This window comes from Rheinheimera sp. WS51 (genome assembly GCF_050936095.1).
GTDB lineage: Bacteria > Pseudomonadota > Gammaproteobacteria > Enterobacterales > Alteromonadaceae > Alishewanella.
In genome coordinates this window covers 108,167-128,975 of record NZ_JBOTRC010000008.1, presented here as the reverse complement: position 1 = coordinate 128,975, position 20,809 = coordinate 108,167, and the positions used below count along the sequence as shown (strand labels likewise).

Below are 20,809 nucleotides of genomic sequence, written 5' to 3'. Positions count from 1 at the left end.
ACCCCAGTATGCCAAAAAGAAAGCCACCGAGAAACGCGCCAACAATGCCGACAACCATATTACCAAGAAGGCCAAAGCCACGGCCTTTCATAATAAGCCCTGCTAACCATCCAGCTACTGCACCGATAATTAAAAACAAAATAAAGCCCATATATTATCCTTTTTATTAGCACTAAGATGAATTGCGAATCAGCTGAAGCGTAGCCTGTAGTTATTAAAAAGCGAAATGCGTTTAAAAATATACTTCGTTATCTTACCAAAATTAAAGCTAACTTGAGTATTTAGCTCCCTTTTAAAAGAGGCATTGCTTGCCTTGTTGACAATGCAAAGAACGAGAATATAATCATTCGATATACAATGCAGCAGAAGCAGTTATAGCCGCCGCTTTAAGCGTTAATGCAGTATAAAGCTTTAATATTGTAGCACTCTAAATTTATTCATATAAAGGGTGTTGTGTGTTTTTTTAGCTTTGGTGTAAATTAGAAAGAAACTTCAATTTAGTTTTTTTTAAAGATTATTAAAGGAATAAACAATGAAAAAAAGAGTTATTTTTGCCGGAGTTATTGCGGCAACTTTAGTGTTATCAGGCTGTGGTGCAACTCATACCATGATCTCAAAAAGAACACTGGATGTACAAACTCGTATGAGTGAAACCGTATTTTTAGACCCCGTTTCGCCTGATAAAAAAACAGTGTTTATCCAAGTTCGTAATACCTCAGATAAGCCTGGGCTATCCATTGAGCCATTAATCATCAGTGCGATTCAGCAAAGAGGCTATCAAGTTATGAATGATCCTGATAAGGCTCATTATATGATTCAAGCCAACGTGTTACAAATAGGCAAAACTGATTTACGAGAGGCTGAAAGTTTGTTGTCTCGGGGTTTTGGTGGTGGCGTAGCTGGTGCAGTAGTTGGTGCTCAATTTGGCGGTGGTAGCGGGCGTGGTGCCGCAGGTATCGTTGGTGCTGGTTTAGGTGTTGTCGCTGATGCTTTTGTTAAAGACGTTTACTTTAGCATGATTACTGATTTACAAATATCTGAGCGAGCAGCCAAGGGAGTTGTTGTAACGGAGGCCGTAGATTCAAAATTAAAACAAGGCACAAGTGGCTATAAAAACGTTACCTCATCTGAAACAACTAACTGGAAACGTTATCAAACCCGAATTCTTTCTACTGCGAATAAAGCAAACTTAGAATATGAAGAGGCTGAGCCTGTTTTAGTTCAAGGCTTAATCCAATCAACAAGTGGTATTTTATAGCATTTTTAAGAAAGCCGAGTTATTAACTCGGCTTTGCATCCTTATTCAATAGTTTAATTTCTTGTTCAGTTAACTGCCGGTATTCACCCTCTGCTAAGTCGTCGGGTAGTTGTACACCGCCAATCTTTTCGCGATGCAGTTGCGCCACTTTGTTGCCAATGGCAGCAAACATGCGTTTGACTTGATGATAGCGGCCTTCTTGAATAGTAAGCAGCGCTTCGCATTCGCCAATAATTTCTAGCGTAGCCGGTAGTGTGATGTTTTTTTCATTACGCAGCATAATGCCATCGGCAAACTGTTGCACCGCACTGGCGGGAATTGGGTCGGCTGTCCAAGCGCGATAGGTTTTGGCCACATGATACTTGGGGCTACTAATACGATGCGACCACTGGCCGTCGTCGGTAATTAGCACTAAACCTGTGGTATCTAAATCTAGCCGACCAACGGTGTGCAGCCGCTCGATTATTGGCTCATCCATTAGTGTAAATACGGTTGGATGGTCCGGATCATCGGTAGAGCAGACATAGCCCGCAGGTTTATGCAGCATAATATAGCGCTTACCTATAATGTTAACTTGCTGATCGTCTAAGCAGACCACATCATCAGCAGTCACTTGTAATGCGGCTTGTTTCACCTTATCACCATTTAAAGTAACTAAACCTTGGCGAATCACCTTGCCGGCTTGGCTACGAGTTATGCCAGTACTTTCACAAATAAATTTATCTAAACGCATATATCACCTTTATTAATTAAGATAAGTGTACTGGAAAAGGTCGAGCAGAGACAATAAACTCCGGATTCAATAAGCTTTTTCGGTGATACACCTTGCTATCTAGGCCAGCAAACTGCACGATAGCGCCGGCTTCAAGCGCAATAATATGCCCAGCAGCCGTATCCCACTGCATAGTTGGGCCTAATCGTGGGTATAAATCTGCACAGCCTTCAGCTAACAGACAAAACTTTAACGAACTACCAACCGGCAATAAACTATGCTGAGGTAATTGGCTTAAACATTCTGCCAGCTTTGGGCTAGGATGACTGCGGCTACCCACAACAATAATACCGTTATCTCTTGCTTTAGTATTGACACTTAGCCGACGAATCGTTTGCGCTTGCTTTAAAAAAGCGCCCTGATTTTTGCTGGCGTAATACAATTTTTGTAATGCCGGCGCATAAACAACCCCTAATATGGGTTCACCTGCCGCAATAAGCGCGATATTAACGGTAAACTCACAATTACGTTGAATAAATTCTTTAGTGCCATCCAAGGGGTCAACTAACCAGTACTGCTGCCAGGCTTTGCGTTTCTGCCAACTAATATCTGCGGCTTCTTCAGACAATATAGGCAAGTCTGGCGTTAACTTTGTTAGCCCACTGACAATAAGCTGATGAGCGGCTAAGTCAGCAGCAGTAAGCGGTGAAGCATCGGCTTTATCGGTAATATTAAAAGCCGTATTATCTTGTTGATAAATAGCCATAATTGCTTCACCCGCCTGTTCAGCAATCTGTATTACCTCAGGTAAATAATTCATGTTGTTAATCAACTCTCTGCCATTTATTTATAAGCTTAATTATTGCATAACATGCATACTATGAGCCGACTAAAGTCGCAATAAATTAAGAATTAAACCCCTTTAGCACTAAGCTCTCAACATTAATTACAAAAATATAACTAGACCTATTGTTACCTGCTGTCATTTCACCTACATTATTGTTATTCAGTTATTTAGACTGATGGAAGATGGATCTAATTGGTATTAATAAGGAGTTTTTATGTCAGATTTAAATAAGTTTATTGCTGAACTCGCAACTAACCCTAAATTACAACAAGATTACTCAGCAGCCCCTGCTGAGACATTATAAAAACTATGGTCTGCAAAGTAATGAAATAAAAGCGGTACTCGCGGGTGATAAAGCGCAGATAGAAAAACTAACAGGTAAAACAGTCAGCCCAACTACATTTTTCTTCCCTGTAAAGTAGCATGACTCGTGGCGCTTACACTGCTTTTATTGCCTTAGGTATTTGGCTTTGCCTTATACCTTTTTTCATTATTGGCACAGATAAATGCCGTTGAAGCATTAAATGCCGCAGAAACTCAACGCACCAGCAACCCTAGCGAAGCAAGACGGCTTTTAAAGGAGGTAGAGACAGAACTTAGTCAGCTAAACACAAGGCAGCAGCATCAATTTTTGTTTGTAAAAGCCTACCTAACAGCAGTTAAAGGTGACTTAAACCAAGCAATTAAGATAGCCGCAACGATTTCCCATAGCCCATTTCTTGAAAGTAAAATTAAAGCCAACTTACTGTTAGCCAATATCCATGAGGCGATAAAACATTATCAACCCGCCTACACCCATTTGTATTTAGCCTTACTTGAAGCAACTAAAATATCTGATAAAGATTTAATCAGTAATGTTTATAACGTCGCCACCCAATTACATATTGGCGCTGGTGCTTATGAAAAAGCCATAAGCTATGCCCAAATAATGAGAAAAAACTCATCAGAAGCAAGAGCATTATGTATTAGTTGGGTACTAGAGTTACATGCCAGAATTCATATAGACAACACATACGATGCTAGGCACGCAGCCCAAGCGCTTGCTTATTGCACTGAAGCAAACGAGCTGTTAATGGCGCATAGCCTAGAGCTATATAAGGCAGAAGTAGATATTCAAACTGAAGCGGCTGCAGTTAAAAGCAAGATGCAAGCAATGCTGCCAGACTTAAATAACATTGGTTTCCCTTATGCCATTTTGCGCGCTAAATATTTTATCGGTTATGCCCAGTTACAGCTTGGCGAACTCACTGCCGCAGCTTCTGAACTAGAGCAGGTGCAGAAAATGGCAACAAAATTGCGAGATAGCCGAACAGAAAACCAAGTGCTGCTACGCATAGCCCAACTATACGAAGCTCAAAACACTCCCCTTGCAGCAACCGCCGCTTATAAACAGCATATTACTGCGCTTAATGCCCATATTGACGAGTATAAACAGCGCAATATTGCTTACCATCTGGCACAAGCTGACTTTTTAGAGCGTGAAAATACACTCGCTTTATTATCAAGCCAAAATAATCTACTCCAGCTAGAAAGCAAACTACAAAAAGAAGAAAAAGTGAAATCTATTCTATTTTCTATCGTGCTTATCTTTTTGTTATTGCTGGTTATTTATGTTTTAAATAATAAACGAGCAACCCTTAATCAACTGGCAACCACTGACTTTTTAACCAAACTATATAATCGTCGCTATTTTAGCGAAACGGTTAACCGTCAATTACAAAACCGTCGCCAGCAAGAACAATGTAGCCTGATTATGTTTGATATTGATTTCTTCAAAAAAATTAATGATCAATACGGCCATGCCACTGGGGATAAAGTGCTACAAGCCATAGCCGATCGCTGCAGCCAGCATATTCGCAAGCAAGATATACTCGCTCGAATAGGTGGAGAAGAATTTGCCATCTTTTTACCTGGCTGCAACTTAGCCGATGCAGTAAAGCTAGCAGAGCTATGCCGATTAAGTATTGCCAACGAAGCTATAGAGGCAAATGAACACAAGATCTCCGTAAGTGCCAGCTTGGGTGTTGCAAGTAGCAGTTCTGCTAATTTTGACTGCTTACTTAAACAAGCTGATGCGGCTTTATACCATGCGAAATCTACTGGTAAAAACTGTAGTCATGCCAGCCAAACGAATGGCTAATATGACTCGCCATTTAGCCCCTCAAGGCCGCCTAACTTGCCTTGGCTTAGGCATTACCTTAGGTAGCCAACTGACCGAACTAGCGCGAAACCAACTTGCCGCGGCTGATCTCGTGTTTTTTCATAGCAATACCCATTACCTTGCTCATTTTTTACAACAGATAAACCCTAATTTAGTCGACTTGCAGCCGTTTTATTGCCCTGGGCAATCGCGAAGCATTAGCTATCAAGCCATGATTGCAGCGGTCATTAATGCCGTACAAGCAGGTAACAATGTCGTTTGGGCCTGTTATGGCCACCCAGGCATAGCTAGCTGGCCACCACATGAAGCAATGCGCCAATTAAAACTGTTAGGCTATGCAGCTAAAATGGAAGCGGGAATTGCCGCAGATGCCTGCTTATATGCCGATTTAGCAATAGATCCTATAGCGCAGGGCTGCCAGAAATTTGAAGCCAGTCAGTTTTTGTTCTATCAGCGTAATCTTGATGTGTCAGGCTATGTTATCTTATGGCAAGTCGCTATAGTGGGCGATTTTAGCTTGTGTAACCTAACCCCAAATAGCCGCTATATTGCGGTGCTTATTCAACACCTCCTGCACTGGTATCCCCCAGAGCACTTAGTCATACTCTATGAGGCAGCAGACTTACCTATTTGGCAACATCGCGCTGAAACTTTGCCATTATCACAACTGGCGCAGGCTAAATTAAACCAAATCACCACCCTAGTAATACCACCGCTAGAAAAAAAGCAGATTAATAGCCAGATCCTCGATTTATTAGGCGTACCAGCAGATCATGCTCTACGCCAACAATAAAAAAACGGCAACCTAAGTTGCCGTAACACTCAATGAGTGAGGGAATGAAAACGCCTGCCTTATGGCCAGGTTTTAACTACTAATGACGTATCATATAATCAAAAGCACCTAAGGCTGCTGTAGCACCTGCTCCCATGGCAATAATAATTTGCTTAAAAGGTGTAGTGGTGGCATCACCGGCAGCAAACACGCCTGGCATTGAAGTTTGGCCGCGTTCATCAACAATAATTTCTCCCCGAGGCGATAGCTCGATTGCACCACGTAACCATTCAGTATTTGGTACTAAGCCTATTTGCACAAAAATACCTGCTAATTCAATATGATGTGCATCGCCTGTTTTGCGATCGGTATAATTAATACCATTAACTCTATTACCATCACCTGTTACCTCTGTGCTTTGTGCATCGGTAATTATAGTAATATTAGCCATTGATTTAGCTTTTTTAATTAATACCGCATCAGCGCGTAACTCAGGCGCAAATTCAAGTACAGTCACGTGCTCCACAATACCTGCCAAGTCAATTGCTGCTTCAATACCCGAGTTTCCGCCACCTATAACCGCGACTCTTTTACCTTTAAATAACGGGCCATCACAGTGCGGACAATAAGCGACACCTTTACCGCGATATTCTTGCTCGCCTGGCACGTTCATTTCACGCCAGCGCGCACCGGGTGATAACACTAAGGTTTTACTATTCAATACTGCGCCGTTGGCTAGCTCTAATTGCACTTTATCGTCTTTAGTTAGCGCTACTGCACGCTGACCATTCATAATATCGACATCATATTCGCGAACATGGGCTTCTAAATTAGCCACTAATTTAGGACCTTCGGTCTTTTTAACTGAAATAAAGTTCTCAATGCCGACAGTATCGGCAACTTGACCACCAAAACGTTCTGCAACAACGCCTGTATTTAAGCCTTTTCGTGCTGCATAAATAGAGGCAGCTGCGCCAGCAGGACCACCACCAACAACAAGCACATCAAAGTCATCTTTATTGCTTAACGCTTCAGCTTGGCGCTGTTCAGCATTAACATCAATCTTTTGAATAATTTTCTCTAACGTAATGGCACCCTGTGAAAACAGCTCACCATTTAAGAATACCGACGGCACCGCCATTACGTTTTTATCAGCGACTTCTTGCTGGAACATAGCGCCATCAATCATAACGTTAGTAATATTTGGGTTTATTGCCGACATTATATTTAACGCTTGCACCACTTCTGGACAGGTTTGGCAACTTAATGACACATAGGTCTCAAAAGCAAAATTGCCTGGCAGCTGGCGTATTTGCTCAATAGTCTCAGCTTCTTCTTTAATTGGGTGTCCGCCTGAATGCAATAAGGCTAACACTAGCGAGGTAAATTCATGACCTAAAGGCACACCAGCAAAAGTAATTTCGGTTCCTTTTGCCACTGAACGTACTAGCATCGCAGGCTTACGCTCTTGAGCCGCATCATCGCGCCGTAGTGTTACTAAATCAGAAAGCTCGCTAATTTGTTGAGCTAAGGTTTCTACCTCTGTAGCTTTGGCGCTATCGTCTAAAGATACCACCAGCTCAACCTCAGTTTTTAGGTTCTGCAAATAGGTTTTTAATGTTTGTTTAAGGTTAGTATCTAGCATAAAAGCTCCTTAATATTTTTAGACGATAAATTTTAGACACAACTATGCCGCAATCTGAGCACAGACTAAAAAAGCAAAAACTGTGGAATAAGCTGGGCGAGGTTACTCGCCCAGTAATAACGCGACTAAAATAATTCGTATTTATTGAACCGTGACCAGCTATCGTCACGGTAGTATAAAAGCAATTGCTGCTCTTAGATTTTACCAACTAAATCTAATGATGGCGCTAAAGTCGCTTCACCTGGCGTCCATTTAGCTGGACATACTTCACCGTCGTGGTTAGCGACATATTGTGCAGCTTGTACTTTACGGAATAATTCTGCAGCGCTACGGCCAATGCCTAAGTCGTGAATTTCAGCAACTTTGATTTCGCCTTCAGGGTTAATTACGAAAGTACCACGTAAAGCTAAACCTTCTTCTTCAATCATAACGCCAAAGTTACGTGTAATAGTACCTGTTGGGTCACCGATCATTGGGTAGTTGATTTTCTTGATAGTTTCAGAAGCGTCATGCCACGCTTTGTGAGTGAAGTGAGTATCTGTTGATACTGAGTATACTTCAACACCAATCTCTTGGAATTTAGCATAAAAATCTGCTAAATCGCCTAATTCTGTTGGGCAAACAAAAGTAAAGTCAGCTGGGTAGAATACAACAACAGACCACTTGCCTGCTAAATCTTGCTCAGAAACGGGTACAAATTTACCTTGATGAAATGCAGTTGCATTAAACGGCTTAATTTTTGTGTTAATAATAGAAGACATAGTCTTACTCCTTAGGTTAGTTCATAGTTGTTGTTTCAACTGCAGCTATAATAGCTCAGCATTCTTTACTTTTAAAACGAATAAAACAAATCAATTCAATCGATTTAATTGATTAGTGTTGGGTGGCATACTTTGTTCAGCCTATAGTTAGCTTAATCATGGCATACTAGACTACAAACTTAGTAAGATTGGAGCGACACCATGTTTTTTTCACGTTCTCTAGTATTCACAACCATAGCCTTACTCGCCGCCTGCCAACAAATTAATTTACCCGAAGGCCAATACAAGCAGCTGTCAAATAGCACTGAACAAAAACCACTACATATTGCCTTACAAGAAGGAAAACTCTCAGGCTTTACCGGCTGTAATAATGCCATGGGTAACTACCATATAGATAAGGGCGAACTTGTTGTTTCTCAACTCGCTACGACTATGATGATGTGTGAACCTGAAGCCATGGCCAAAGAGCAAGCATTCAGTCAGTTTTTGCAAAGCCGCCCACAAGTCTCAATTGACCAAGAAACATTAACCCTAAGTAAAGGCGATGTTCAATATCAATTTAATTGGCAACCAGAGCTTTAAGCTGCTCACAACAAGCTGATTGGCTACCTAAAAACCCGTAGAGTTTATTTTTGAGCTGAGACATGCTGCGGTGCATATTGATATTTTTCTAAGATTTGTTGATATTCACCGCTTTCGTGCAGTTTTTGCAGTGCCTGCTGCAGTTGATCAACCATTTGTTTGGGCACTTTTAAATTCAGCGCTAAATAGTTATCGCCTAGCTCTCTTAGTTGAAAGGCCTCTTCTACATCATCAACCGTTGCATTATAGGGCGCTAACCACATAGGTAATATTTGCCATGAGCCAATTAGTAAATCTATTTTTCCTTGAACAAATAAATTTGCTGCTTCAGCTTTAGTAGCAAAACCAAATAGATTTTTGCCATAGCTAAAACCATTTTGCTGTAAATAAGCCTCATAAACATCGCCGCGAGCAACACCAACAACATAGTTTTTAGCATCCTCTAAACGTGTTACTTGTATTTCAGGCCTAGATTTTAAGCGATATAAAATAGCTCGCGACTTAACTAAAGGACCAACCCACTGAAATTGTCTTTCTCTATCGGCAGAACGTAAAGTTGAAAATAGCGCGCCATAATCATTCTCGAGGGTTAGTGACATTGCTCTTAACCATGGATAACTTTGAATAGAACAATCAATAGCGGCAATTTCGCAGCTTCTTTGTACAAGTTCAGCATTAATTCCTACCACTTTACTATTATCATCAAGATAATTGTAAGGTGGAAAATGTTCAGTCGCTATTGTTAATATCTGTGCGCTAACAGGCAAAATGCTAGTACCGCTCAATAACAATAAACCTAAAAAAATGAGCCTTTTAATCATCTAATACTCAACTATAATCCATTATTGGCTTGAATATGACTAGCCATAACCAAGGGTAATCCTTGTATTAACTTAAAAATCAACCGTTAAGCAACCTCTAAACCTAGTTGTAAAATAAGCCTAAGTCAAATAACTGCATAGTAGTCGAATTTCAGTATTTATTATTAGCTCTTTTTATATCAATCTTTATTATGCTTTTAACTAGTTTTTAGTCAAAAACACTAACTCCTAAACTAACCCTTAAAGAATAGAGAATTAAATAGATTAAAAACAATCACTTAAAATTGGCCTCAAACTTGCTCAAACTCTGCCATATGTATAGTTCACATTTTAAAAATGTATCAGATTGGGGAAATATTATGAAAACACTTATTATCGCGGCGACATTATTAGCCAGTACCGCATCGGCACATGAGCAGCAGTGTGATATTCACTTAGACAAAGACTTGCAAGTTAGCCCAAACAGCGTAGCCATTCAAAATGCAGATGGTGAGTTATGGCGTATTAACCCTCAAGGCCAGCTGTGGTTAGAAAATATAAGGGTGACAACTAACAATGAAACTCAACAGCAATTACAGCAGTTTCAAGCCGACATTCGCCAGCAAACAATACAAACCTTAGGTCTTATAGAAGACGCGCTTATTCTCGCCAGCGATGCTATAAATACCGTTGTTGCTGAATTAACAGAGCAGCCTGTTAATCAGTCACCGGCGCTGAATAAAGCAGTGGCTAAAATTAAATCTTATAGTGAAAGTTTAGTCGTGAAGCAGCAAGATAATATTACCGTTTACGGTAGTCGTTTCAATAGCTTAGACGACGTATTTGATCAAGCCTTTGAGCAAGCTATCGAACATGCCGTTACCGAGTCTTTAGGCAATATGATGTTAGCGGTTGGCAAAGCATTAACTAGCGGTGAAGGCAGTTTTGAACAGCGCATGGAGGCCTTCGCCGAAAAAATGGAAAAGTTTGGTACTGAATTAGAAAACAAAATTGAGAGCCAAGTTAGCACCTTAGAGCAGAGGGGCGAAGCCTTATGTGATGGCTTATACAATTTAGATAAACTAGAAACCCAGATCCAACAAGCTATACCGCAAATGCGTCAGTATGATTTGCTAGAAGTAAAACAAAATAACCAAGCTTAACAGCCGTTATCTATATCAAGCCGCAAGGTTTAGCTATATCACAAAAGCACTTAATGCTTTAATATCAAAGGTGCTTTAACAAATTAATTACGTTATAAGTTAAAGCGTGTAAGAAATTAATCATGGAGTAACTTAAGTGAATATAGCTACGCTTTGGATCATTGCCGGCATAGTGTTAATTCTGTCAGAGTTAATGGCCACCAGCATTGTTGCGGTATTTTTTGGTGTCGCAGCAATTATTGTTGGCTTGTTATTAAATTATGACATTATCTCTAGCTATAGCATGCAGTTTTTAATTTTTGCCGTGTTATCGCTAGCAATGCTATTTAGTGTTCGTAGCCGCTGCAAACGCTGGTTTGTTGGTTATACCGCAGATAGCACAGAGCAGCCGTCTAATGTTGCTTCTGACATTGGCGTGCGCGTTATTGTTCACAGTAACTTTGAGCACGGTGCCGGCCGTGTTGTATTAAATGGTGTGCAGTGGGACGCAGAATCTAACGATCAATTGCAAGCGGGCGATGTTGCTTGGGTTATTGCCAATCAAGGCATTAAACTTCAAGTTAGAGCCAGCAAACCAAATTAATCGGCTAATCCCGAGTATGCTTGTATTACCCATCTATTTAAGGAGAAAACTTGATGGTCGACATTAACACCATTTTAATGGCTGGTTTTGCTATAGCCGTTATTATCACTATTATAAAAACGGCGCGCGTTGTGCCACAAAAAACAAACTTTGTTATAGAGCGCTTAGGTAAGTATTCCCGCACCTTAGATTCTGGCTTTCATATTTTAATCCCTTTTATCGATAAAGTTGCTTATACCCACAGTTTAAAAGAAGAGGTTATTGATGTAGAACGGCAAACTTGTGTAACTAAAGACAATATCCAAGTAGGTATAGATGGTATTTTATACTTGCAAGTTGTTGATCCGCATAAAGCCAGCTACGGCATTAACAATTATCGCTATGCCTCAGCACAACTAGCCCAAACTACTATGCGTTCAGTTATAGGCCAAACCGATTTAGATAAAACCTTCGAAGAAAGAACGAAAATAAACGAAGAAGTGGTTAAAGCCTTAGATGAAGCTGCTGCTCCTTGGGGGGTAAAAGTATTACGTTATGAAATTGCCGATATTGAGCTCCCACTAAGCATTAAAGACGCCTTAGAGCAACAAATGCGCGCAGAGCGTGAACGCCGTGCCGCTATCGCCAGATCAGAAGGTGAGCGTCAAGCCATGATTAACGTCTCTGAAGGCCAAAAGCAGGAGGTCATCAATTTGTCTGAAGGTGATAAAATGCGTCAAATCAACGAAGCTGAAGGTCGCGCTCGTGAAATTGAGCTTATTGCCATTGCAACAGCTGAAGGTATTAGCAAAATTGCAGAAGCGATTAATCACCCTGGCGGTTCCGAAGCGGTCAGCTTACGCGTAGCAGAGCAGTACGTTAAAGAGTTTGGAAACCTAGCCAAAACCAACAACACTATGATAGTTCCAGCTGAGCTAGCCAACATTGGCGGTGCAGTTGCAGGCTTATCAGAAATATTAAAAGTTGCTAGCCCAAAAAGCTAAATAACTAGCTGAGGGTTTACTTTATGAGACTTCATATAGGTAAACCCTCTTTTTACGACATTCAATATATAAACTGTACTAGCTTAAACCTGATCTGACGACGGTAAGTCTTTAGCCGCAAAGTCTTCCGTTTTCTCTGCTAATAACACCGCCACTTGCTGCTCTAATTGCTCTAGTTTTTCTCTGGTGCGTAGTAACACTTGACGTTGAACATCAAACTCTTCGCGGCTCACAAAATCCATATCTGCTAACTTTTGCTGTAAAATTTGTTTAATTTTACCTTCAGCACTGTCGGCAAACTGCTTTAATTGCGGCGGGATCACATTGCTTATTTGTTTTGCAATGTCTTCAACTTTTTTTGGATCTATCATGCTGCTCTCCTTCGCCACTATGTTACAGATGGCGTTTAAACTATTAATGCGGCTATTTTAGCGTGCTAAATGTGTTTGCCGCATGCTATTTGCTTTCAATTTTCGTTACAATAGCCAACTTAATTAAAAGGTGGGTAAATGAAGTTAAATTCGCAACAAAATGCCGCTGTTCATTATATTTCTGGCCCTTGTTTAGTCTTAGCCGGTGCTGGTAGTGGTAAAACACGGGTTATCATCAATAAAATTGCTTATTTAATTCAGCAGTGTAATTTAAGCGCTCGACACATAGCGGCTGTTACCTTTACTAATAAAGCCGCCAGAGAAATGCGCGAGCGTATTGGTCAGCAACTACCTAAAGCGGCAAGCCGCGGCTTAACTATCTCTACCTTTCATACTTTAGGTTTAAATATTCTAAAAAAAGAATACCGCCATATTGGCTATAAAGCCAACTTTACCTTATTCGATGACCAAGACAGCTTAGCCTTATTAAAAGAATTAAGTGCAAGCGATATTCAAGGCGACAAAGACTTATTACGCGCCTTACAAAGCCGAATTAGCCATTGGAAAAATGAGCTTATTTTACCCGCTAAAGCCATTGCTAGTGCGACTGAAGCGCAAGATATTAGTTTTGCCAACTATTACCAACAATATGTAAAACAACTTAATGCCTATAACGCCCTTGATTTTGATGATTTAATCTTAATGCCAACTTTATTGTTTATGCATAATCAGCAAGTTAAAGAAAAGTGGCAGCAAAAAATTCAATACCTATTGGTGGATGAATACCAAGATACGAATACTAGCCAATATCAGCTGGTTAAAGCCTTAGTTAGCGAGCGCCAGCGCTTTACTGTGGTAGGTGATGATGATCAGTCTATTTACTCTTGGCGGGGCGCACGCCCACAAAATTTATCTTTGCTAAAAACTGACTTCCCCAATTTGAATGTAATTAAGCTAGAGCAGAATTACCGCTCTGCAGAGCGGATTTTAAAAGCCGCTAATATTTTAATTGCTAATAACCCCCATGAATTTGAAAAAAAACTATTTAGTGAAAATGGTTATGGCGTGCCTTTAAAGGTATTACCTTGTAAGCACGAAGAAGATGAAGCGGAAAAAGTGGTTGCTGAAATTATTTCCCATCGTTTTATTAACCGCAGCCAATATCGTGACTATGCATTATTGTATCGCGGTAATCACCAGTCCAGAGTGTTTGAAAAAGCCTTAATGACTAACCGTATTCCTTACAAGATTTCCGGCGGTACATCCTTTTTTTCCCGTAGCGAAATTAAAGACATGATGGCTTACTTACGCTTAGTGGTAAACCAAGACGATGACAATGCACTACTGCGTATTATTAACACCCCTAGACGAGAAATTGGGGCAGCAACATTAGAAAAAGTGGGCCAGCTTGCCAACGAAAAGAACATTAGCTTATTTGCCGCCTGCTGTGAGTCAGAGCTTTCTATGCATTTATCGGCTCGCAGCCAAAATGCTGTGCAACAATTTGCTAAATGGATTAGCCAAGTAGCCGACAACGCCCAGCGTGCCGACCCCGCTGAAGCCATTCGCGATTTAATACGGCAAAGTCATTATGAAGCCTGGCTATTTGAAAGTAGCACTAGCCCTAAAGCAGCAGAAATGGCCTTAAAAAATATTAATGAGCTATATCGTTGGATCAGTGAAATGCTAGCGGGCAAAGACGATGAAGAGCCCATGACCTTGTCTGAAGTAGTCACTCGTTTAACACTACGCGACATGATGGAACGGCAAGAGCAAGAAGATAACGCTGATCAAGTGCAGTTGCTAACCTTACATGCCTCTAAAGGCTTAGAGTTTCCTTATGTTTTTATGGTGGGTATGGAAGAAGGTATTTTGCCACACCAAACCAGTATTGATGAGGGCAATGTAGAAGAAGAACGTCGCTTAGCTTATGTTGGCGTTACCCGAGCCCAACGCGAACTTATTTTTACTTACGCCAAAGAGCGCCGTCAATTTGGCGAGATTATTCGCCCTGAGCCAAGTCGCTTTTTATACGAGTTACCGCAGGATGACTTAGACTGGCAAAAACAAGCACCAGTAAAAACAGAGCAACAACGGCAGCAAACTGGACAAGCGCACTTAGAAAGATTACGCCAAATGATAAAAAAATCTTAAGCTATTTGGCAATTTAATTAAACGTAACAACCTGATTGCGGCCTTGCGATTTTGCTTCATACATGGCTTTATCTGCGTCGCGCAACAGCTCTTCTGCTGTGCTGTGCTCTGGTTTCATATAAGCTAAGCCTACACTTGCGCCGGAGTATATTTTTTGCTGCTCTAATTCAAAAGGTTGCTCTAAAGATAGCACTATCCGCTGAGCAATTTCTTGCGTATCGTACTCGGATTTTAGGTGTGATAGTAAAACAACAAATTCATCACCGCCTAACCTTGCCGCAACATCATGATCTCTTATTAATTGCTTTAAGCGCTTACTGGCTTCAACTAAAAAGGCATCGCCAATATGATGGCCAAAATTATCATTAATATGCTTAAAGCGATCTAAATCGATATAAAGCAGCGCCATATGCAAATTAGGTTGGCGCTTAGTTAAAGCAAACTGCTGCTTAAGTAACTGTAAAAACATCTGCCTATTAGCTAAGCCTGTTAAAGAATCATGATTTGCTTCATAGAATAATTTTGCTTCCGCTTTTTTCCGCTCTTCAACCTGTAGCCGTAAAAATAAATTAGTTTGTCGCAGTTCTGTGGTGCTTTCTAGAACGCGTTGTTCTAATTCTTCTTGGTGGGCTTTTTGTTGCTCTGCTGCCAGTTTTCGCTGAATAGCAACAGCAATATTTTGCGAGACAAAACGTAAAATACCTAACTCATGTTCACCATATTGATATTGCTGCTGATAAGACTGCAAGGCAATAACGCCTATTGCTTCGCCATCCACTAGCAAAGGGGCGCCTAACCAACTTGTCGAATACTGAACCGCTTTACCGGCAGTTGCTACTTCACGTCGGATTTCCCCTGACTTAACTAATGCATTAGCATACTCAGGATTAATCAACTTAGCTTCACCAGATCGTAAAACAAACTCGGTAAACCCCTGACCTAGGGGCCTGTCATCTGCAGAGGAAGAATATTGGTCTAAATAGAAAGGAAAATTGAGCGTCGACTTGTTTTTATTCAGCAGCGCAATAAAGCAGTTATTCGCCGGCATTAGCCCAGCTAATACTTGCTGCATGGCTGCGTAAAAACTTTCCATATCTTGACTACTGGCAGTAAGTTCAGATATTCGATATAACGCTGCTTGCAGTTTTTCAGCATTAATTCGCTCTTGCACTTCTTTTTCTAGTAGCAAGTTGGCGCTTTGTAACTCTTGGGTGCGATGGCGCACTGTCTCTTCAAGTAACTCACGGCTTTTAACTCGATCTAAGGCTGTAATAGTATGACTACCAATATTACTAAATAAATCTAGATCGGCTGCAGTATAGCTTTGCTGTGGATTATAAGACTGAATGGCCATTACGCCAATTACCTTGTCATCACGACACAAGGGGATACCTAGCCAGTGCGCACAAGGTGTTCCTTGCGCTTTAATAGCTCCTCGCGCAACTAGATTATTAAATAATGTTTCATCACATAACAAAGGCTGAGCGGAGTTAACAACATAGCCAGTTAAGCCTGAAGAGAAGGTTTCAGATGAAAACTCTGTAATTTTAACTTGATCTTTTTCATCAGAAAAATATTGGGCTGAATAGTGATGATTAGCATTATCGTAGAAAACAACATAAAAATTTTCAGCATGCAGTAACTCAGACACCATTTTATGGATAGCGGGATAAAACTCACGCATATCGCTAGTCGTGCTGGCAAGTTCAGAAAGACTTAGCAAAGCACCCTGAGTGATATAAGCTCGCCTGTAGTGCTGAATTAGCAACTTTAAACGACGCAAATGATTAGTTGAATACTTAGTCACGAGTTTAGCTCTTATATCCTTTATCGGCTAAGTGTCGCTTTAATAGAGAGACGTTTCCATTAAAGGGAATTCCATTAACGGTTTAATTATGCATCGTTTCTTTGGTATAGGGAAGTGTTATTAACATTTTTGTTTGTTATATAAACAAATGGCGAAAAAAAACCGCGATATCAACGCGGTTTTTTTTATTGCCGGAAAGATTCTTGATTAAACGCCTTCGGTCATAAACTTAATTGCAGCGGCTAATTCGTCTTCTGAACAGTCAGCACAAGTACCTTTAGCTGGCATATTACGGATACCTTCAACAGCATGCTTTAATAAGATATCAAAACCTTGCTCTAACCGTGGCTTCCAAGCTGGGTCACCTTTTTTAGGTGCATCTAAGGCACCCGTACCGTGACAAGCAAAACAAGAAGTTTGATATACTTTTTCACCACTACGCGGGCCTGATGCATCCGCAGAGGCTACAACGGCACCAGCAACATAAACTTGCCCTATTGGCGCTATACGTTTGGCTATATCCGCTTTATCTGATTCTGAGCTAGCATTGACACCTAGCGTCACTAATAGCAAGGCAATAGCCATGGTCAGTTTTTTCATTGTCTATAATCCCGTCGTGAAGGCCATATAAATTTGTCGCATTATAGCCTCCTAGCCATAAAAAGTGGAAGCTTAAAACGTTCGCTATCGGCAGTTAGCTGCGAAAAGTTGTATAGCTACTGATAATTTTGATCGCAATTATGATAGCAGATTTTTTTTAAATGATTAACTGCAGTTAGCGCAATATATGGATTTTGCCAAAAGTCACTTTTACCGCGCTAATATTAAATTAAAAAATTTATGCTATTTTAGTTGGCTTTCACTATTTTTGTGCTAACCTATTTGGCTAGCTGCATAAATTATAACTGTTATAAATTAGCCTATAATTTTGTAACCAAAACTGTTTTCCACAAAGTCTCTTTTTATCAACGCTTAGCAAAACAGTCCCAAACAAAGAATAAATACCAACAAAATCAATAACTTATACAGCCAACCTCGACTGTGAACACTTTGTTTACTGAAAGTACCCTTAGGTTTTGCACAAAGTTATCCACAGCTTATACTTCAGTTAATTCACTTGGCAAACTGGCAGCCTTAGCCCTGCTGTGGCATGCTATAGCTTTATTTCTGCAGGATGTGTAATTTCATGACTAGCAACGCAGACAGCCCACTTATTTTAGTTGATGGCTCTTCTTATTTATTTCGTGCTTACCATTCACCGCCACATTTAACCAATTCACGTGGTGAAGCAACTGGCGCCATTTATGGTGTTGTTAATATGCTAAAAAGCTTATTACGGCAATATAATCCTAAGCAAATGGCTGTCGTATTTGACGCTAAAGGTCCTACTTTTCGCAATGAAATGTACAGTGAATACAAGGCGAACCGTATTGCTATGCCTGACGACTTGCGTAGCCAAATTGAACCATTACATAAAATAATTAAAGCCATGGGCTTACCATTAATTAGTATTAGCGGTGTTGAAGCCGATGATGTGATTGGTACCTTAGCTCGCAAAGCCAGTGCAGTAGGTAGAGATATGCTTATTTCTACCGGTGATAAAGATATGGCGCAATTAGTTAATCAACATGTCACTCTTATCAACACGATGACCAACACTATCTTGCAGCCTGATACCGTACTAGAGAAGTTTGGTGTTAAACCAGAGCAAATAATCGATTATTTAGCCTTAATGGGTGATAAGTCTGACAATATTCCTGGCTTACCGGGCGTGGGAGAAAAAACAGCGGTCGCCTTATTACAAGGTATGGGGTCAATAGAGGCGATTTATCAACAATTAGATCAAGTGGCCAGCTTAGGTTTCCGTGGCGCTAAAACCATGAAAGCCAAATTTGAAGAGTATCAAGAGCAGCTTGAGCTATCCCGTCGCTTAGCCACCATAAAGCTTGATGTAGAGCTCGATGTCACTTTAGATGACTTAGTGATTGCGCCAGCGGATACAGCTGCCTTAACTGCTCTATATCAAGAATGTGAGTTTAATCGTTGGTTAAAAGAAGTACTGAGTAGCGATGAAACTGCTGCAGAACAAGCTACTCCAGCATCTTCAGCTGATGAAGCCAATAGCAGCGATTCGAATGCAACCGATTACACCACTGTTGTTAGCGAAGCTGACTTTGCCGTTATGCTAGAGGCTTTACGCAAAAGCGAACTAACCGCTTTTGACACTGAAACCACTAGCTTAGATTATATGCAAGCCGACTTAGTTGGACTCTCTGTTGCCGTTAGTGTGGATAAGGCATGGTATGTGCCCGTGAGCCACGATTATGTCGGCGCACCCAAGCAGTTAGATCGTGACTGGGTATTACAACAATTAAGCTTTTGGTTAGAAAGTGACGACTATGCCAAAGTAGGTCAAAACTTAAAATACGACCAAAGTGTGCTAGCCAAATACAATATTCAACTTAAAGGCATTAAGTTTGACACTATGTTGGAGTCTTATGTACTCAACTCTGTCGCAGGTCGCCATGATATGGATAGCCTCGCCTTAAAGCACCTTGGTAAAAAGACCGTTAGCTTTGAAGAAATTGCCGGCAAGGGTGCTAAGCAATTAACCTTTAATCAAATAGAATTAGAAAAAGCTGCTGTTTATGCCGCTGAAGATGCCGATATCACATTACAGTTGCATTTTGCCTTATGGCCTCAACTGCAAGAGCAGCCAAAACTAGTTGAAGTCTTGCAGCAAATTGAAATGCCGTTAGTAGACGTTTTATCACGTATGGAGCGCCATGGCGTTTTAATTGATGCCAAACTATTGCAAGCACAAAGCAAGCAAATAGCTGATCGCCTTGCTGAGCTGGAACAAGAAGCTTACCAACAAGCTGGCAGCACCTTTAATTTAGCCTCACCTAAACAACTACAAGAAATTCTTTTTACAAAAATGGAATTACCTGTTTTAAAGAAAACGCCAACGGGAGCGCCTTCAACAGCCGAAGAAGTATTAGCCGAATTAGCCTTAGAATACGAATTTCCCAAACTCATCACCGAGCATCGCGGTTTAAGTAAGTTAAAATCAACCTATACCGATAAACTGCCAAAAATGCAGCATTCATTAACGGGCCGGGTTCATACTTCTTACCATCAAGCGGTAACCGCAACAGGAAGATTAAGTTCAACCGATCCTAATTTACAAAATATTCCAATTCGCACCGAAGAAGGCCGTAGGATCCGCCAAGCCTTTATTGCGCCTAAAAATAAGCAAATTGTCGCCGTCGACTACTCACAAATTGAGTTACGCATTATGGCGCATTTATCACAAGATAAAGCCTTATTAGAAGCTTTTGCCCAGGGGCGCGATATTCACCGCGCTACTGCAGCTGAAGTGTTTGCCGTCAGTTTAGAGCAAGTGACTTCAGATCAGCGGCGCAGTGCTAAAGCGGTCAACTTTGGTTTAATTTATGGCATGTCTGCTTTTGGCTTAGCTAAGCAGCTGGGCGTTAGCCGTGCTGAAGCTCAGCATTATGTGGATCGTTACTTTGACCGCTTCCCTGGTGTATTAGAGTATATGGATCGCACCCGTAAACAGGCACATGAGCAGGGTTACGTGGAAACTATTTTTGGTCGCCGCTTATACTTACCAGAAATTAGCGCTAAAAATATGGCTCGTAAAAAAGCAGCTGAACGTGCCGCTATTAATGCGCCTATGCAGGGCACGGCAGCAGATATAATTAAAAAAGCCATGATTATTGTTGATAACTGGCTACAACAACAAAACGACGATAGCGTAACCATGATAATGCAAGTACACGATGAGTTAGTGTTTGAAGTCGATAGCGATAAAGTGGAGCAAGTTAAACAAAAGTTAGTTGATTTAATGGCGACTGCAGCGAAGCTAGATGTTCCTTTACTAGCAGAAGCAGGCCATGGTGACAACTGGGATCAGGCACATTAATCATTTGAAAAGCGCGATTAACGCTAGAAATGGCACAAAAAGTTTAGCCTTCAATAGATAAAATCTACTATGAAGGCTAGCTTTTACTCTATTAACGCGAGTTAGCCAGCAAGAACGCTGGAATAAATAACACAATTTAGAGCAAATGCTTTAATTTTGCAATTGCTGCTGTATAATGGCGTTGTCTTTTAGACACCCTGTTGATTTAACATTATAGCTTCTCCCCCATTCGCTATGACCGACACCCTCAAGTGTCGGTTT

18 protein-coding genes are annotated in these 20,809 nt (G+C 40.8%); 9 read left to right on the top strand and 9 right to left on the bottom strand.

Features of this window, described 5'->3' with window-relative positions:
* The coding region (locus ACRCA4_RS10815; RefSeq protein WP_433188155.1) for a GlsB/YeaQ/YmgE family stress response membrane protein at positions 1-151 on the bottom strand (151 nt) is incomplete at its 3' end.
* Positions 152-532: 381 nt separating this feature from the next.
* On the opposite strand from ACRCA4_RS10815, the gene traT reads away from it, so the two are divergent.
* Positions 533-1,258 carry a complement resistance protein TraT gene (gene traT / locus ACRCA4_RS10810; RefSeq protein WP_433188146.1) on the top strand — a complete coding sequence of 242 codons (726 nt, stop codon included), beginning with the start codon at positions 533-535 and terminating at the stop codon, positions 1,256-1,258.
* Positions 1,259-1,280: 22 nt separating this feature from the next.
* Here the strand turns inward: traT and rsuA are convergent, their stop codons facing one another.
* Together rsuA and cysQ are read right to left on the bottom strand one after the other, a co-directional pair.
* Positions 1,281-1,991, bottom strand: coding sequence for a 16S rRNA pseudouridine(516) synthase RsuA (gene rsuA, locus ACRCA4_RS10805; protein ID WP_433188143.1), 711 nt, complete (start codon positions 1,989-1,991; stop codon positions 1,281-1,283).
* A 16-nt stretch (positions 1,992-2,007) separates the two neighbouring features.
* Entirely contained in the window at positions 2,008-2,790 is a 783-nt protein-coding gene (gene cysQ, locus ACRCA4_RS10800; RefSeq protein ID WP_433188140.1) for a 3'(2'),5'-bisphosphate nucleotidase CysQ, read from the bottom strand.
* Between the two features lie 520 nt (positions 2,791-3,310).
* Between cysQ and ACRCA4_RS10795 the strand changes: the two genes are divergently transcribed.
* Positions 3,311-4,957: a diguanylate cyclase gene (locus ACRCA4_RS10795; RefSeq protein ID WP_433188137.1), complete on the top strand. Its 1,647-nt coding sequence runs from the start codon at positions 3,311-3,313 to the stop codon at positions 4,955-4,957.
* Positions 4,935-5,771: an SAM-dependent methyltransferase gene (locus tag ACRCA4_RS10790; RefSeq protein ID WP_433188134.1), complete on the top strand. Its 837-nt coding sequence runs from the start codon at positions 4,935-4,937 to the stop codon at positions 5,769-5,771. Before ACRCA4_RS10795 ends, ACRCA4_RS10790 begins: the two co-directional genes overlap by 23 nt.
* Positions 5,772-5,850: 79 nt before the next feature.
* Here the strand turns inward: ACRCA4_RS10790 and ahpF are convergent, their stop codons facing one another.
* Positions 5,851-7,395 carry an alkyl hydroperoxide reductase subunit F gene (gene ahpF, locus ACRCA4_RS10785; protein WP_433188131.1) on the bottom strand — a complete coding sequence of 515 codons (1,545 nt, stop codon included), beginning with the start codon at positions 7,393-7,395 and terminating at the stop codon, positions 5,851-5,853.
* Between the two features lie 194 nt (positions 7,396-7,589).
* On the bottom strand, positions 7,590-8,156 hold the full coding sequence (ahpC, locus tag ACRCA4_RS10780; RefSeq protein WP_313907657.1) for an alkyl hydroperoxide reductase subunit C: 567 nt from the start codon (positions 8,154-8,156) through the stop codon (positions 7,590-7,592).
* Positions 8,157-8,357: 201 nt separating this feature from the next.
* On the opposite strand from ahpC, the gene ACRCA4_RS10775 reads away from it, so the two are divergent.
* On the top strand, positions 8,358-8,738 hold the full coding sequence (locus ACRCA4_RS10775; protein ID WP_433188127.1) for an META domain-containing protein: 381 nt from the start codon (positions 8,358-8,360) through the stop codon (positions 8,736-8,738).
* A gap of 44 nt (positions 8,739-8,782) precedes the next feature.
* On the opposite strand, the gene ACRCA4_RS10770 is transcribed toward ACRCA4_RS10775, so the two are convergent.
* Complete coding sequence (locus ACRCA4_RS10770; protein WP_433188124.1) at positions 8,783-9,559, bottom strand: substrate-binding periplasmic protein; 777 nt, start codon at positions 9,557-9,559, stop codon at positions 8,783-8,785.
* A 359-nt stretch (positions 9,560-9,918) separates the two neighbouring features.
* Between ACRCA4_RS10770 and ACRCA4_RS10765 the strand changes: the two genes are divergently transcribed.
* The 3 genes from ACRCA4_RS10765 to ACRCA4_RS10755 all read left to right on the top strand — a co-directional run bounded on the left by ACRCA4_RS10765 (position 9,919) and on the right by ACRCA4_RS10755 (position 12,267).
* Complete coding sequence (locus ACRCA4_RS10765) at positions 9,919-10,701, top strand: DUF2884 family protein (protein WP_433188121.1); 783 nt, start codon at positions 9,919-9,921, stop codon at positions 10,699-10,701.
* 136 nt (positions 10,702-10,837) lie between these two features.
* Positions 10,838-11,284, top strand: coding sequence for an NfeD family protein (locus ACRCA4_RS10760; protein ID WP_433188119.1), 447 nt, complete (start codon positions 10,838-10,840; stop codon positions 11,282-11,284).
* A gap of 53 nt (positions 11,285-11,337) precedes the next feature.
* Entirely contained in the window at positions 11,338-12,267 is a 930-nt protein-coding gene (locus ACRCA4_RS10755; RefSeq protein ID WP_433188116.1) for an SPFH domain-containing protein, read from the top strand.
* An 83-nt stretch (positions 12,268-12,350) separates the two neighbouring features.
* On the opposite strand, the gene ubiK is transcribed toward ACRCA4_RS10755, so the two are convergent.
* The gene (gene ubiK / locus ACRCA4_RS10750) at positions 12,351-12,638 is read right to left on the bottom strand and encodes a ubiquinone biosynthesis accessory factor UbiK (RefSeq protein WP_433188114.1); all 288 of its coding nucleotides are present in this window, start codon (positions 12,636-12,638) and stop codon (positions 12,351-12,353) included.
* Positions 12,639-12,776: 138 nt separating this feature from the next.
* On the opposite strand from ubiK, the gene rep reads away from it, so the two are divergent.
* Positions 12,777-14,792, top strand: coding sequence for a DNA helicase Rep (rep, locus tag ACRCA4_RS10745; RefSeq protein ID WP_433188111.1), 2,016 nt, complete (start codon positions 12,777-12,779; stop codon positions 14,790-14,792).
* Positions 14,793-14,805: 13 nt separating this feature from the next.
* Here rep and ACRCA4_RS10740 read toward each other — a convergent pair whose 3' ends face one another.
* Positions 14,806-16,599 carry a diguanylate cyclase domain-containing protein gene (locus tag ACRCA4_RS10740; protein ID WP_433188108.1) on the bottom strand — a complete coding sequence of 598 codons (1,794 nt, stop codon included), beginning with the start codon at positions 16,597-16,599 and terminating at the stop codon, positions 14,806-14,808.
* 207 nt (positions 16,600-16,806) lie between these two features.
* The gene (locus ACRCA4_RS10735) at positions 16,807-17,199 is read right to left on the bottom strand and encodes a c-type cytochrome (protein WP_433188105.1); all 393 of its coding nucleotides are present in this window, start codon (positions 17,197-17,199) and stop codon (positions 16,807-16,809) included.
* A 586-nt stretch (positions 17,200-17,785) separates the two neighbouring features.
* On the opposite strand from ACRCA4_RS10735, the gene polA reads away from it, so the two are divergent.
* Positions 17,786-20,548: a DNA polymerase I gene (gene polA, locus ACRCA4_RS10730; protein WP_433188102.1), complete on the top strand. Its 2,763-nt coding sequence runs from the start codon at positions 17,786-17,788 to the stop codon at positions 20,546-20,548.
* The last annotated feature ends 261 nt before the right edge of the window (positions 20,549-20,809 follow it).